The sequence below is a fragment of the Streptomyces yunnanensis genome (genome assembly GCF_029011865.1).
Lineage (GTDB): Bacteria > Actinomycetota > Actinomycetes > Streptomycetales > Streptomycetaceae > Streptomyces > Streptomyces yunnanensis.
In genome coordinates, this window is sequence record NZ_CP095749.1 from 9,243,294 (window position 1) to 9,258,167 (window position 14,874).

13 protein-coding genes are annotated in these 14,874 nt (G+C 72.2%); 9 read left to right on the forward strand and 4 right to left on the reverse strand.

Annotated features, from left to right (window positions below; genetic code table 11):
• Positions 1-53: 53 nt before the first annotated feature.
• The 5 genes from MOV08_RS40665 (at position 54) to MOV08_RS40685 (ending at position 5,262) form a co-directional block, all read left to right on the forward strand.
• Positions 54-2,255, forward strand: coding sequence for a DUF2264 domain-containing protein (locus MOV08_RS40665; protein ID WP_275311211.1), 2,202 nt, complete (start codon positions 54-56; stop codon positions 2,253-2,255).
• A 238-nt stretch (positions 2,256-2,493) separates the two neighbouring features.
• Positions 2,494-3,444 (forward strand): hypothetical protein, encoded by a 951-nt coding sequence (locus MOV08_RS40670; RefSeq protein ID WP_275311213.1) that lies wholly within the window; start codon positions 2,494-2,496, stop codon positions 3,442-3,444.
• Positions 3,445-3,634: 190 nt separating this feature from the next.
• A complete protein-coding gene (locus tag MOV08_RS40675; protein ID WP_039639280.1) occupies positions 3,635-4,099 on the forward strand; it encodes a hypothetical protein in 465 nt (154 codons plus the stop codon).
• A gap of 109 nt (positions 4,100-4,208) precedes the next feature.
• A complete protein-coding gene (locus MOV08_RS40680) occupies positions 4,209-4,568 on the forward strand; it encodes a hypothetical protein (protein ID WP_159030983.1) in 360 nt (119 codons plus the stop codon).
• A gap of 205 nt (positions 4,569-4,773) precedes the next feature.
• Complete coding sequence (locus MOV08_RS40685) at positions 4,774-5,262, forward strand: GNAT family N-acetyltransferase (RefSeq protein WP_275312029.1); 489 nt, start codon at positions 4,774-4,776, stop codon at positions 5,260-5,262.
• Positions 5,263-5,448: 186 nt separating this feature from the next.
• On the opposite strand, the gene MOV08_RS40690 is transcribed toward MOV08_RS40685, so the two are convergent.
• Positions 5,449-6,027 carry a dihydrofolate reductase family protein gene (locus MOV08_RS40690; RefSeq protein ID WP_039639283.1) on the reverse strand — a complete coding sequence of 193 codons (579 nt, stop codon included), beginning with the start codon at positions 6,025-6,027 and terminating at the stop codon, positions 5,449-5,451.
• 98 nt (positions 6,028-6,125) lie between these two features.
• Between MOV08_RS40690 and MOV08_RS40695 the strand changes: the two genes are divergently transcribed.
• Positions 6,126-6,734, forward strand: a complete 609-nt coding sequence (locus MOV08_RS40695) for a TetR/AcrR family transcriptional regulator (protein WP_275311214.1) — start codon at positions 6,126-6,128, stop codon at positions 6,732-6,734.
• A 172-nt stretch (positions 6,735-6,906) separates the two neighbouring features.
• Entirely contained in the window at positions 6,907-9,393 is a 2,487-nt protein-coding gene (locus MOV08_RS40700) for a zinc-binding metallopeptidase family protein (protein WP_275311216.1), read from the forward strand.
• Between the two features lie 50 nt (positions 9,394-9,443).
• Here MOV08_RS40700 and MOV08_RS40705 read toward each other — a convergent pair whose 3' ends face one another.
• Entirely contained in the window at positions 9,444-11,447 is a 2,004-nt protein-coding gene (locus tag MOV08_RS40705; protein ID WP_275311217.1) for a S8 family serine peptidase, read from the reverse strand.
• A 241-nt stretch (positions 11,448-11,688) separates the two neighbouring features.
• Here MOV08_RS40705 and MOV08_RS40710 point away from each other — a divergent pair, with 241 nt between their 5' ends.
• Together MOV08_RS40710 and MOV08_RS40715 are read left to right on the forward strand one after the other, a co-directional pair.
• Positions 11,689-12,069: a VOC family protein gene (locus MOV08_RS40710; protein ID WP_039639288.1), complete on the forward strand. Its 381-nt coding sequence runs from the start codon at positions 11,689-11,691 to the stop codon at positions 12,067-12,069.
• 497 nt (positions 12,070-12,566) lie between these two features.
• Positions 12,567-12,656 carry a hypothetical protein gene (locus MOV08_RS40715; protein WP_039639290.1) on the forward strand — a complete coding sequence of 30 codons (90 nt, stop codon included), beginning with the start codon at positions 12,567-12,569 and terminating at the stop codon, positions 12,654-12,656.
• A 5-nt stretch (positions 12,657-12,661) separates the two neighbouring features.
• Here MOV08_RS40715 and MOV08_RS40720 read toward each other — a convergent pair whose 3' ends face one another.
• Both MOV08_RS40720 and MOV08_RS40725 read right to left on the reverse strand, forming a co-directional pair.
• Positions 12,662-14,230, reverse strand: coding sequence for a Na+/H+ antiporter (locus tag MOV08_RS40720; RefSeq protein ID WP_039639291.1), 1,569 nt, complete (start codon positions 14,228-14,230; stop codon positions 12,662-12,664).
• A gap of 187 nt (positions 14,231-14,417) precedes the next feature.
• The gene (locus MOV08_RS40725) at positions 14,418-14,843 is read right to left on the reverse strand and encodes a DUF3592 domain-containing protein (RefSeq protein WP_275311218.1); all 426 of its coding nucleotides are present in this window, start codon (positions 14,841-14,843) and stop codon (positions 14,418-14,420) included.
• Positions 14,844-14,874: the final 31 nt, after the last annotated feature.

The window sequence follows — 14,874 nt, forward strand, 5'->3', positions numbered from 1 at the left end:
CGCCGGTCATGCTGGCGCGGGGCACACCCGAGCTCACCCTCTCAAGGAGTCGCATGTCGTGCACGAGCCGGACGGGACCGCCGCTGCCGCCCGAGGACCGCACGCTGTCGCCCTTCACGGGATACGGCCGCGACCACTGGCTGGCCCTCGCCGACCATCTGCTGGCGGACGTGCATCGGTTCGCCTCCCCTTCCGGTGCGCGCATCGTGCTGCCCGGCAGGCCCTCGTCGTCGGGCGCCGACTCCGACCAACTCGAAGGCTTCGCCCGCACGTTCCTGCTGCTGGCCTTCCGTACCGCGGGCTGCGACGGGCGCGCGCCCGCCGGGCTGCTCCAGTCCTACGCCGAGGGTATCGGCGCCGGCACCGACCCGGGACACCCCGAGGCATGGCCGGTGCTCGGCCAGGAGTGCCGGCAGACGCTCGTCGAGGCGTGCTCCCTGGCGCTCGGTCTGCACCTGACGCGGCCGTGGTTGTGGGACCACTTGCCGGGCGCGGTGCAGGAACGGGTCGTGGAGTGGTTGCAGGGTGCCTGGGGACTGCGGATCCCCGACAACAACTGGCACATGTTCCGGGTGATTGTCGGCGAGTTCCTGGCCGGCGTCGGCGGTGCCCACGACCGCGTCGAGATGGCCGCCGATCTGGCACGCACCGAGGACTTCTACGTGGGCGACGGCTGGTACCGCGACGGCGGCGACGCCCGCACCGCGGACAACTTCGACCACTACAACGGCTGGGCCCTGCACACCTACCCCATCCTGTGGGCCCTGATGGCCGGCGGGAGCGCGGCCGGCGAAGCGGACGGGATCGATCGAGCGGGTGGAGCGGGCCGGACGGGCGGAGCGGGCCGGGCGGGTCGGGACCGCCTGGCGGTTTTCAGGGCGCGGCTGCGGCGGTTCCTGACGGACTATGCGCTGTTCTTCGGGGCGGACGGCGCGCCCGTGCACCAGGGCCGCTCGTTGATCTACCGGTTCGCGGCGGTCACCGCCCCGTGGCTGGGCGCGCTGGTCGACGCGACTCCGCTCGGCCCGGGCCAGACCCGGCGGCTGGCCAGCGGGGCGCTGCGGCACTTCACCGACCGCGGATTCCGCGACCGGCACGGGATCGCCACCCTCGGCTGGTACGGGCCGTATCCGCCGCTGGTGCAGGGCTATTCCGGCCCGGCGTCCCCGTACTGGCTGTCCAAAGCCTTCCTCGGCCTGCTGCTGCCGGCCGACCACCCCTGCTGGACACGGCCGGAGGAGCCGCTCCCCGTCGAACGGGGCGACCGGGTCGCGCCCCTGCCCGTCCCCGGCTTCGTGCTCTCGGCGACCCGCGCGGACGGCATCGTCCGACTCGTCAACCACGGCAGCGACAACTACGCGACGGGCGACCACGGCAGCGGCGAACCGGGACCTGGCGGCCGCGCGGGCGGGCACTACTCGGCGGTGCGTACGGCCGGGGATCCGCACTACTCGCGGTTCGCCTACTCCACGGCGACCGGTCCGTGCCTCGTCCCGGACGACCTTTCCTGCCGCCCGCTGGCCGACAACCACGTCGCGCTGTGCCACCCCGCGTTCGGGCTGTCGCGTCGCACCCGCATCCACCGCCTGCGCCTCCACGACCGCTACGCCGCGTCCTGGCACCAACCCGCCTGGCACCGGCCTGCCTGGCATCCGTCGGCCCGGCACCAACCTGCCCCGCGTCAACCTGCCTGGCCCGACGGCGCAGCGGCCGAGGAGGCCCGGATCGAGACCGCGAGCGTGGTCTGGGGAGCGTACGAACTGCGGGCCCATCTGGTCGACGCGCCCGTGCACCTGCCGCTGCACGACAGCGGCTGGCAGATCGCGGGGGAGCGGCCGCCGCACGTCAGGACCGTCGGCCAGCGCGCCGAGGCAGCCACCGACGGCGGCCTGACCAGCACGTTCGTCTCCCTCGCCGGTCACACCGACGTCGCCGTGGCGACCGCGGAGGGCACCAGTGCCTTCGGTCGCCACACGGCCGTTCCCTACGCCACCGGCCGGCGCACCACGAGCCGGACCGTGCACGTCGCCCTGGTCGGCCTCACCGGGCGGGGCGCGGACCCCGCACCGCCGGCCGTAGGATGCGCGGTCGACGGGACGACGGTCACCGCCGACTTTCCCGACGGCACCTGGGTGCTGGTGGCGCTCGGCGCGGATCCGGCGTGGTCGCCCGTGGTGGGCGGGGTGCCGCTGACCGGATCGGTGCGGTACGCCCGACTGTCCCCGGAGGAGGAACCGGTGGTCGTTCCCGGCTGAGCACAGCTGCCGCAACATGCATAGAAGAGGGCAATCCATGACCGGCCTTTTGCGAACCGGTTGAAAGTATGCGCTCAGTGGGTGAAGGTTCTGGACGAGGATGTTCTGGAATCGGATTGGATGCGTCTGGGTATCGGGTGCGTCTCGGAGTTCGGGCGGCGGATTGCGCGCCCGGCCGTCGCCCGTACGATGCCGGAACTCCGTCCCGTCCGCACCTCATCCGGAAGGCCATCGCGGTATGCCCGTCTTCAGACGCCGCAAAGGCAGCCGTCCCCGCATGCTCCCCGAACTCGACGATGCCGCCCTGGGCCAAGTCCGGCGCCGCGTCGAGACCTGTTGGGACCGCGGTTCGCTCGATACGGCTGTCATGGCCCTGTTGAAGGATGTGCTCGGCGAGGTAGGTGATGACTGGGACCGCAAGGCACACCGCCTGCGCGTGCTCGCCGGATCCGCGGGGCGGGCGCTGCCCAGCATCTGGCGGGAGCACAACCCCCGCAATCCGGATGCCTTGCTGCTGCACGCCTGGTCGGACCTGTTGCAGGCCGGGCAGGAGGGTTCGTCCATCGACCTCGACGCCACCCGGGCGACCTGCCGTCTGGCGGCCGAGCTGGTGCCCGCCGACCCGACGCCCTGGACCCTGCACCTGGCCACGCTCCGCCTGCAGCGGCGCCCGTCCTCCGAACTGTCGGGGATCTGGCGCGAGATCAAGGCCCGCGACCCGTGGAACCGCGAGGCCCATCTCCAGGCACTGGGCTACCTCTCGCCGGACGAGTGCGGCTCCAGCGGCCAGGTGCTGGAACTGCTCGACAGTGTCCGCTCCGCGATGCCCCCGAACGCCCCCGCGGTGGGCCTGGAACTGGCCGCCCTCGTCCGCAGCCACCAGCGGGACATGGGCCCCGGAGGGATGGTGGCCCTCGGTGCGGGCGAGTTCTGGCGCCGGCACGACGCCGTCACGGTGCTCGACCATGCCGCGCACTACTGGCCGGGCCAGGGCTTCCTCCGCCATGCGCAGGCGCTCGCCGACCTGAACCTGCTGGCCTACGCGCTGATCAAGGCCACCCGCCCCGGCGAGGCCGCGAGCGTACTGCGCGCCACCGGCGGTATGGCGGCGCCCTGGCCGTGGAACGCGGAGGGCGAACCGCTGGAGCGGTTCTCCCACTACTACGCGCGCGCCCGCGAGACCGACTGACGAAGACCGTTCCGCACCGGCCGGCTCGGGTCGTCCGGCCGGTGCGGCTCGTGACGCGCCCTCACCTGGAGTGGGTCACACATACGACCCATAGCCGGAACGAGTGGAATAACCGACTCTTTCCCGTGTCTCCCGAATGTCCCGGTCTCTCCCAGGGAATTTTCTCCTGGAAGAGCGTTGGGAGACCCGCATGCGTAAGACCGTCGGCACCGGCCGCTCCGCGGCGACCGGCGGCCGACGCATGCTGTTCTGCCTGGCGTTGTTGGCCTTGTTGTTCACGGCGTTGACCACGGGCTACGCCGATGCGCAGGCACCCCGGGCCGGCCGGTGCGCCGCCCGCGCCGACGCCCCCGCCGACACCAGTGGCGCCCCCGCCCGCAGCAGTTCCGTGGACCGGCCCTGCGACACCACGCACCATGTGCTGACGACGTCGGGGGACGGCGTGCACCACCATCCGGGCAATGGCTTCCGGCGGCTGTGCCACGCGACCGCCTGCCATCTGCGCCCGCATGTCCCAACGGGGCCGAACGGCAAGGCCCTGCGGGAATCCCCTGCCGAGGATCCCCTGACCGCGCCCGGACGCGCCGCCTCCCGGGCCGTCCTCCCGGCCGCCGGCACCGGCCTGCCCTCGCGGGTGACCGTTCTGCGCTGCTGAGCGGGCCCGGTCGCGTACCCACACCCTGCCCCTTCCTTATGAGGGCACCGGTGTCGTCGCGGCCTGCCGCACCAGCGTCCACGATCTTCCGCACCGCAGGAGTTCCGGCATGCCCGCCGACATCTTCGCCGCTCTCGCCGCGCTCGTACGCGCCGAGGCCAGCCGCAACGCACCCCGGTCCGAGCCGAGCCCAACGGCCCCCGCCCCACAGGACGAACCGCCCACACCACCGAACCCGCCCGCCTCGCCGAATCCGGGCACTCCCGTGCCCGCCCAGCACACACCCCCACCGGCCAGACCGGAGCAGGCGACCGCGCCTCCCGCCGCCCCTTCCCCGGCCGGCCGACCCCCGCGCGTCCGGCTGCTGCGCACGCTCCGGCCCCTGCGCGCGCTCTGGGCGCTGCTAGCCGCGGCCGTGCGCCGACGTCGTACCGGTACCACCGAGAACAGTCCGGCGCCCGATTCCTGACGGACCCAACGTTCAGGCATCGCCGGTGGTGGGACGGCGCGACGGGGCAGACAACGGTCACCTCCGTCGCTCCGTCGCTCCGTCCCCCGATCCGCGGCACTTCGGCCGGGGCGGCCCATGGCGTCCGCCAGGGCCGCACGCGGCCGAAATCCGTTTGCCGCCCGGCCCGGACCGTCTCGATAGTGACAGGCCGGAGGTGACGACTATGGACGGCGTGGTGCTGGTGCTCTCGACGCGCGACCTGGTGCCGGACGATCTGGCGGCGTGCACGTGGTCGGGGTCCGTACTGCATCTCGACTCCGTGGCGGCGCAGTTGGCGCGCGCCCGGCTCGGTGCGGTGGACTACCTGGCGATCTGCCCGCCGTCGGGTCTGCCGGTGGCCATCGGAGGAGTGGACTACTCGGTCCGGGAGGGCGCCGGCACGCTGTGGCAGCTGGCGGTGCACCCCGCGCTGCAGTCCTGCGGGATCGGCAGCTACCTGATCGGGGCGGCCGAACAGCGCATCAGGTCACGCGGGCTCGGGTGGGCCGAACTCGCCGTCGAGGAGAGCAATCCCCGGGCGCGGGCGCTGTACGAGCGACTGGGCTATGTCGCCTACGACCGCCGACCCGATGGCTGGGACGAACTGGCGCCGGACGGTTCGGTGCGCCGCTACGAGACGATGTGCACGGTGCTGCGGAAGCAGCTCGCCTGAAGGTCAACCTCCTTAGGGTGGGGAAGAGTTGCCGTCGTCCCCGCCCGTCCCCCGCGCCGTGCCCGTACGGCTCGCGCCGGCCAGGCATAGGAACCGAGCCGAGGTGCCGCGGCAGCTCCAAGGGCTCCGTGGAGCGCACGGAGCTTGCCGTGACCGGTCGACTCCTCGACGGCGCCGCATACGTGCTCAGGCCGTGGGGCGGTAGGTCGTGAGGGTGCCGCCGTGGCTGAAGGTGAGCGTCTCCACCGGGGTGAACGGGCGGGGCCGGAACTGTCCCGCGAAGGCCGGGACGCCGTCGCCGGCGACCACCGGGTACCGCTTGAACAGCAGCTCGTCGATCTCCGGCAGGAGCTGCCCGGCCAGCACGCCACCGCCGCACAGCCAGATGTCGCCGTCGCCGTCCTCGGCCTTGAGCCGGCGCACCAGGCCGATCGGGTCCTCGGCAACCAGTTCCACGGCCGGATCGGCGATGTCGGGGAGGGAACGGGAGACGACGTACTGCCGCAGGTGTGCGTAGGGGCTGGACACCCCGGCGTCCAGGGCGGGCTGGTAGGTGCCCCGTCCCATGAGCACAGTGTCGAAGCGTTTGTTGGGCACGCCGTCCAGCCCGATGTGCGGGCGGATGTGCGTCGGCATGGTCTCGGGCAACTCGGCGCGCAGGTGCTCCACCATGTCCGGCGCCTCCGGGTAGAAGTCGGACTCCCCGCCGGGGCCCGCGATGAAGCCGTCGATGGAGACCGCGACGTAGTACACGAGCTTGCGCATACGGAACCTCAAATCCTTGGGTGACTTCTACCACTTCGAATGTAGTACTTTGTTTGCAGTGACTGGACCGTAGTACTACATGTGGAGTGGTGTCAATCATGGTGCGACGCAATCCGGAGAGAAGGGCGGCGCTGCTCGACGCCGCCATCGAGGTGCTGGCCCGCGAGGGCGCGCGGGGCCTCACGTTCCGCGCGCTCGACGTCCAGGCGGGCGTGCCGGTGGGCACGGCCTCCAACTACTTCGCCAACCGCGACGCGATGCTCACCCAGGCCGGTGAGCGCGTCTACGAGCGACTGGAGCCCGACGAGGCGGTCATCGCCGCCGGGTTGGCGGGGCCGCGCGACCGCGCCCGGGTCACCGAGCTCATGCACGACCTCGTGGAACGGGTGGCCGCGTTCCCCACCGGGTTCCTGGCCCTGCTGGAGCTGCGCCTGGAGGCCATCCGCCGCCCCGAGCTGCGCGAGGTCCTGACCCGTCGGATCCGCTCGGACGTGGACCAGAACATCGGCTACCACCTGAATTCCGGCCTGCCGGGCGACGCGACGATGGTGGTCCTGTTGTACCTGGCCCTCAACTGGCTGATCTTCGAGAGCCTGACCCTGCCCGACCTCTTCTCGGCGGACCAGCGGCAGGACCTGGTCACCGCCCTGGTCGAGCGCCTGCTGGCCGGCCAGCCGGACGCCGGGGAAGCGCGCACGGACCGCTGATCGGCGCGGGCCGGAACTCCGGCTGCGGGATGCGGTGTTGGGCGCGGCCGGCGTTGTCAGTGGGGTGTGCCACGATCGAAGACGTCCGAGCCGGTGCGTGCGGACCGCCGCGCCACAGGCCCGCACGCCGGCACCGCTCCGCCACCCGCAACGCCGTGAAGGGACCCGACCCGTGAGCGACAGCTCCCGCTCCGCGCTTCGCCTCGCGCTGAGCCTCGCCGACCCGGCCACCGCCGACGCACTCGCCGACCGGATGAAGCCGCAGCTGCTCGCCGTCCTGACCGACCGGCTGGGGATGCCGGCGGTGTTGGTGGACGAGCTGCTGGGCGGGGACGCCGGGCAGCTGCGCGCCGCGCTGGAGGCGGACCCGGTGGAATGGCTCGCCGCGGCGGCGGAGACCGGGGATCCGGTGGTCGGGCAGGCGATCTGGCTGGCGGAGTACCGCGACGACGACGGGAGCAAGGTGCGCGCGGTGGCCGAAGCCCCCGGGCTGCTGAGGATCCTTCTGGAGGCCGGCGACTTCAGCGATCCCCGCTGGTACGCCGAGGGCGGCCTGCTCCAGGAGCTGTACGAGACCAGGGGGCCCTTGATGGTTGCGGTCCTGACCAGCGGGTTCGTCGGGCTTTCGGCGGAGGGCCTGGCCGCATTGGGCGCCTATCTGCCGCCCCCGGTCGTCATCGACGCCTGTCTGAGGCTCCTCGCCCTGTGGGGCACCACCGAACCCTTCGTCGAGTGGCTCCGCATGCACGACGAAATCCCCCTCCTGAGCGCCTGGCAGCCACAACTGCCGGACCTGCTGCGCGCGGCCGTCGAGGCACCCGATCCGGAGGCATACCTCCGGCGGCACCGGCCTGCCGGGGAGTGGACCGACCCGGAGCACCTCCACGCACTGGCGCGGGTGCGCTGCGGATACCCCGTGGCCGGGCCCGACGGCCTGGACTGGGCGCTGATCCGGAAGGAGCACGAACGCCTGCCCTTCCGCCGGGAGAACCTCCCCACGACGGATGCCCGGGCCGTCACCCCGCTGCTCCTGCTGGCCCAGTGGGAGGGCTGCCCCGACGTCCTGCTGTGGGAGAGCTTCCGGGAGGATCCGACGGGGACCGCGGAGTACGCCGCCGAGCTGCCCTTCGAGGCGTTCACCGTGTTGTGGACCGACCGCGAGGAGCGCGACGGGGTGCTCCTGCGCGGCCTCGGACGCGGCATCCGCGCGGGCCGGCTGCCCGTGGAGCGGGTGCTGGCCGAAGTGGGCCCGGCCGAAACGGTACTGACCCACCTGCCGCTCGACCACGGACCGACCCGGAAGGCCCTCACGGACCTGCTGGACGCGCTCGGCACCGACCCCGTCAACTGGCTGACGTTCTACGCCCGCATGAGCACGGCCCGCGGCAGCGTCGTCGAACTCGTCGCGGACGCCACCGCCACGCACACCCGCGGCCGGCGGCATACCAGTTGGCCGCGGCCGGCCCCGGCGCAGTTCCCCGCCGCGTCGCCGGAGCACACCCGGTCCACCTTCCTGAAGGTGTTCGCGTGCGCCTGCGAGGAGGCCCGGACGGCGGTCGTGCCCTTCTTCGACGCGCGGGCCGTGCAGCACCTCCTCGCCTTCGGAAACCCGTCGCCCGAGGTCCGCGCTGCGGTGGTGGCCGCCCACGGCCTGTCCGCCCAGGTGGCGATGGCCGGCGGGTGCGCCCGCTCCGACGCGGAGCTGCGGTACCTCCTCGATCTGGACGAACCGGCGGTGGACGCCGCGCTGTTCCGGCACGGTTGCCTCGACCGGGCCGCGTGCGAGCGGCTGTTGGCGGGCCGGCTGCGGGCCGGCGGCAGCCGCCCGGTCCCCGGGGAACTGCTCGCGGTCCTGGACGACCCGGATGCCACCTACGACCGCACCACGCTGACCGCCGGCCTGGGGTCCGGCGATCTCGGTGTGGCCCGCAGCCTCCTCCGACGGCTGCGGTGGCTCCATCTCCCGGCCTCCCGACTGCGGTTGCTGGTCGCGGTGTGGGAGCGCAGCGGTCCCGACTCGGTCCGCGAGATCCTGGCGACGGACCACCTCCCGGACACCCTCCGCCGCCGCACGGAGCAGCTGCTGACGACGCCCGACGGCCTGGAGAGCCTGCGCTGCCAACTCGCCGATGCGGAGTCACCGGCGGCATTGACGGCGTATCTCACCGCGCCGGCCGACCGTCCCCATGAGCGGCTGCGGCGACTCCGCAGCGAGGGCCTGACGCCACCCTGGGAGGCCCTCACCGCGGCGCATGACGCAGGGACGCTCCCGGAGCACCTGGTGAGCGCGCTGTGGGAGTTCCGGGACTGCCCCCGCCCGCTGCTGCTGGCAGGACTGAAAACGCTCCCGGTGTGGGGAGCGGAGTGGATACGCGCCGCTCTCAGCGGCGGCCGGCTCACCCACGCCGACCTCCTGACCCACGCCACCCCCGCCCGCGCCGCCCTGCACAACCTCCAGCGGTACGCCGGCGATCGGCCCGGCGACGAGCCCGACGCGATCGGGCCGCCGCTGCGCGTCCGGGCCGCGGCGCTCACCCAGGAGCATCTGGGCACGAACGTCGACGCCTGGGCGCGCTGCCTCCAGCTGCTGCCGACCTTCGCCGGGAGCCTCCCCGAACTCCTGGCGAAGGCCAACACCCTGACACGGCAGCCGATATGACCTGCTGAGACTGAGGGCATCGCATGCCGTCGTCGGGACGGGTGCCCGGCTCAGGCCAGGCGCCAGGCCACGGCGTACGGCTGGGCGAACTGCGTGATCCGGTGCGCGCGGACGACGATCTGCGCGTCCCCGGCCGGGATGTCGGCCCAACGGACCTGCTCGACGTTGTTGACGCGGTCGAAGCCGGGGTCGGTGTCCATGTTCCCGTGGCGCTCCTGCCCGCCCGCGCGGACGATCAGGTCGAGGTCGTTCTGCAGGGCCGGACCGGGCGGATCCGTCCAGACCAGGGTGACCTTCAGCTGGTGACCGTCGCCCTGCGGGACCGGGACGGTGAACGGACGCTCCTCGTCCTGGGCCAACGCGTCCTCGTCGGTGAACCCCGCCTGGTCGCCGGTATCCGGCAGCACGACGGCCTGTTCCAGATTGACCAGCCCGAAGCCGGAGTTGTTGTTCGGGGACGGGCCGGCCTCGGTGGGCGTGTACTGGCCGGGGAGGTCGTCCGCGCCGTTGATCAGCAGGGCCTTGACCAGCGCGGCGCTCGGATCGGGGGTGCCGTTCTTCACCAGCGCTTCGCGCAGCACCGCCGCGCACCCCGCGATCAGCGGCGTGGCCATGCTCGTCCCGCTGTCGAAGAAGAACGCCGGGTCGTCGGAGACCCCGAACACCGTGCTGAACTTCGCCGCACGCGAGTGGGTCGACAGGATCGAGGTGCCGGGAGCGACGAAGTCGGGTGCGAAGCGGCCTTCCTGTGTGGGCCCCCGGCTGCTGAACGCCGCCATGCCCTCGGGATGGTCCGCCTGCCGGTCGTCGTGGATCGGATTGACCGGGAAGGAGAGCGAGCTCAACTGGCCGTAGGTCAGCGGGATATCAGGACGCAGGCTCTCGCTGGCACCGACGGTGAGGCAGTTCTTGGCCGCGGCCGGTCCGCTGACGGAGGCCGGGCTGATCCGCCCGGTCCGGCCCTGATCGCGGCCGGCGTTGCCCGCGGCGAAGCAGATCACGAGGTTCTTGTTGTCCCAGACCATCTGGTCGATCTCGGCCGACTGCTGGTTGTACGGCAGGCCCGGCAGGGTCGGCCCCCATGAGTTGGTGTGGACCCGAGCCCCGTCCTCGGTGTACGGCGGCTCGAAGAGGTCCTGCAGATCGGTCGGGATGCCGCCCAGGCCACCGTTGTCGTCCAGGAGGGACTGCAGGACGAGGGTCGCTGCCGGCGCGGTGCCGGCGATGCTGCCGCCCATCGTCGCGGAGGTGCCGTCGCCGAGGACCGAACCGGCGACGTGCGTGCCGTGCCCGTTGGGATCGTCGGCCTGATCCGGCGCCGTGCGGCCGAGGGCGATCAAGCGCTTGACCCGGCCCTGGAATGCGGGGTGCACGTCTTGGGCGGAGCCCGTGTCGAGGCCGGTGTCGGCGATGGCCACGACCTGTCCCGCGCCCCGGAATGCCGTGCCGTTGTGCGAGATCCTGGCGTTCAGCAGCTTCCCCGCAACGGAGTTGTACAGCACCATGTCGGGGACTTCCTCGACCTGCCGTATCTCGTCCAGGGAGATCAGCGCGGTCAGGTTCTCCTCCGGAACGGTCATCCGCACCTTCCGCCGGCCGGGTTGGACGCCACCGGCGCCGACCCCGGCGGCCTGCGCGATCCGCTCCTGCACTCCGGCGGTGCCCGGATCGACGTCCTGGTGGAGGACGACATCGATGGTGTGGGTGCGGGCTTGCGCCGCCTCGACCGGTGCGGCGAGTTCGGCGATGCCCGGCCGCAGCCTGCCCGAACGCAGCGACGGGGCGAGCTTGAAGCCCTGGAGATAGATGTCCGCCCAGGCCACGAACGGCAGGGCGCGAACGGCCTCCAGGTCGGACGGCCGGTATCCGCACAGATAGGTACTGTCGGGTACGTATTCGTGGATGACCACACCCAGGTCGGCGAGTTGTTCCTTCTCCGCCGCCGACGGCACATGTGTGGTCTGTACAAGCAGGTAGTTTGATGCCGAAGCATCCTCGGAGACCAGCGATTCGCCGGCCAGCTCTTCGGACTGGACCAATGGGTCAATGGTCACGCCGTTGATGGTGATGCGAGCCACGCCTAGCTCCCAGGTTGCGCACGTATGGCGGCTACCTTCTGGTGGCTACCTTTTTCACTATATAAGCGATATGAGGGGCTGGTGTGAAGGGTTCTTTTTCCATCGGATTCGGTGTCGGTTTCAAGCTTTTGGGCGGTGCGCTCGGCATTCTGCGGCGGTGTCCTCCGGCCGGGGAATTCGCTGGACAGCCACCACGGGCTCCCGGATAGTGCGCCCCATGGCCTCTCTCGTGCGACACCTCACCTTCGACTGCTCCGACGCCTACCGCCTGGGGCAGTTCTGGGCCGCCGTCCTGGACGGTTCGCTGGCCGACGACGACGCCCCGGGGGACCCCGAGGCGGTGGTCACCGCGCCGGGCTCGGCGCTGCTGTTCATCGCGGTGCCCGAGGGCAAGACCGTGAAGAACCGGGTGCACGTGGACCTGCAACCCCAGGACCGGTCGCGGGACGAGGAGGTCGCCCGCGTGCTCGCCCTGGGCGCCACGATGGTGGAGGACCACCGCAAGCCCGACGGAACCGGCTGGGTGACCCTGGCCGATCCCGAGGGCAACGAATTCTGCATCGAACGCAGCGCCGGCGAGCGGGCGGCGCACTCCTGAGCCGAGCCGCGCGGACGGGACGTCAACTCTCCCTTCCTGCGAGCCTCGTACCCGGACGCGCCCACCCTTCCCCAAGCCTTCAACTGCGTTCGAGCAGGGGATCCCTCAATCGCTCCGACTCGGGCTCGCCGCGCCCTCCTTCGCTGCCGCCATGACGGGGCGTCATGTGCCGTTGCGCTGGTCGAGCGCGGTTCGCTCCTTTTCACGACCGTGGACGTGACCGGCCACCCGGAGTTGGAGGGGTGTTCCGTCTACCTAGGCGTTCCGGCAGAACGAGTGGCGGGTGCTGGCGGTGGGGCCGGCGGACCGCCCCCGTCGCACACCGCGGACGACACCCTCGGCGGCCGCGCCGTTCGGATTCCGTTAGGGAACCGGCTGTGTTGCCGACGAGGGGCGGTGCCGGCCGCCACGGTGGAGCGGATCCCGATCGGGCGGAGCACACGAGGAGGAAGGTCCGTGATGGAAGGCCGTGGCGGGACAGTGCCGGGGGTGGCGCGGTGAGCGTGGAGCGCATCGTGGGGCTGCTGGTGGCGGTGGCGCTGGTCGGGCTGCTGGTGGCCGGGGTGAAGTTCCCGGACCGGTTCTGAGCGGATCAGTCCTCGCCCAGTCCGGCCTCTTCCAGGTCCAGGCTCCGTTGCAGTCGGCGCCGGGTGGTGTCGCTGATGTGGTGGTCCGCGTACAGCCGTTGGAGCTGCGTGGATTCGGCGGCTATCACCGTGCGGCGCAGTGCCCGGTAGGTGGTGGCCGAGGCCCAGGAGGCGGGCGTGGTGTCGTCGTCCTGGTCGGCGTCGGCCTGGTCCAGACGGGCCAGCAGACCGCGGCGCAGCTGGTCGATGAGCGCGGTGGGCGCGGCCTCGGCCGCCTCCAGTTCGTCCAGGCAGGACAGGCCGGCCTTGGCGAGACCGGCGCGGGCACGGGCCTCCTCGCGGGCGGTGTGCTCCGGCTCCAGCGCGATCCGGGACCAGCGCACGACGGGTGCGAGGGTGAAGCCCTGCAGGACGAGGGTGAAGACGACCACGCCGGTGGTCAGTACGAGGACCAGCGCACGGTGCGGCAGCGGGCTGCCGTCGTCGGCGGCCAGCGGGATGGACAGCGCGGCGGCCAGCGGCATCACACCGCGGGTGCCGGCCCAGGAGACCACCGCGGGGATGCGCCAGGTGACCGTGCCGTTGCCGCGACGGCGCTGCATGACCGCGGAGAGCGGCAGCACCCCCAGCATCCGCACGGCGATCACGGTGCCGGCGACCGCGAGCACACCGAGCGGCCAGGTGTGCTCGTCGGCGTTCAACTGGCGGACCAGCGCCGGCAGTTCCAGGCCGATGAGGGCGAAGACCACGCTCTCCAGGAGGAAGACCACCGTGCCGTAGACGGCGTGCACCTGGAGCCGGATGGTGGCGTTGGTGAGCTTGTGCCCGGTGCTGCCGAGCACCACCCCCGCGACCACCACCGCGGTGACGCCGGACGCGTGCACGTCCTCGGCCAGGACGTACGAGGCGTACGGGGTGACCAGGGCGATCACGGTCTCCAGTATCGGGTCCTCGGTCCGCCGCCGGATCAGCGCCACCACGGCCGCGACGGCGCCGCCGACCAGTGCCCCGCCGCCGCCCAGGATCAGGAACTGGCCGCCGGCCGCGGGCAGGGCGACGGCGTGGACCGCTATGGCGCTGCCCACCGCCACCTTGAACAGCACCAGGCTGGTGGCGTCGTTGAAGAGGCTCTCGGACTGGACCAGCACCTGTATCCGCGGCGGCAGCGCTATCTTGCGGCCGAGCGCCGTCACGGCGACCGGGTCGGTGCTGGCCAGCACAGAGCCCAGGACGAGGGCCATGGTGGGGGAGAGCGGGGTGACCGCGGCGGCCACCGCTCCCACGGCCGCCGCGGTGGCCAGCACCAGGCCGAAGGCGAGCACCGTCACCGGCCGCCACACGATCCGCAGTTCGCGCCAGGGGATCTCCTCGGCGGAGGCGTACAGCAGCGGAGGCAGCACCACCACGCTGATCACTTCGGGTGCCACCTGGACGTTCCGGAGCCAGGGCAGCAGCCCTATCAGGACGCCGCCGACGACCAGCAGCGAGGGAGCCGGAATGCGCCAGTGGCGCGCGCCGGTGGCCACCAGGGTGGCGAAGATGACGAGGAGGAGGATGGCAGTAAGGTCGGTCACGCGCTCGTCTTTCGCTGGCTCCGGCTGTGGTTGAACCGTCGCCGACCAGACTTCCCGGCACTCCGCGAGGAAACCTACCGGGTTCTATCGGGTCACTGCCACCGTCTGTACGCAGGACGGTCCTCGATGGCGGCGGGCGTCGGGTCGACGGGCATCGCCCGCGGCGACGACGGGGCGCGGGCGTCGGTCAAGGGATCGTGCCGGCGACCACGAGCAGCACCAGGGACAGCAGGAGGACGACCGCGCCGCCGGCGATGAACGCCCGCTCCAGCGCCAGGTGTTCCTGACCCTCGACGACGACGGTACGGGGATCGGCGGGGTCGTAGTGGAGGAGCACCCGATCGCCGTCGCCGAGCGGACGGCGGCGCGTCGGCGTCACGGGGCAGACGATCTCCACCACCCGGTCGTCCTCGGTCGCGAACTGGAGCAGCGGGCGCGGCCGGGCCGACTCGTCGGAGAGCCGCCCCGGGGGCTGCCTGACCAGGGCCGGCACGCACACGCCGGTCCGTTGCACCCGGCGCACCTGCCGGAGCCCGTGCACTCCGGCGAGCATCCCGAGCAGGCCGCCGAACGCGGCGATCCCGGCCAGTACGGCCACGGCCCCTGTGTCCATCGACCCGCCTCCCTCCGGATGCGTCGCGCGC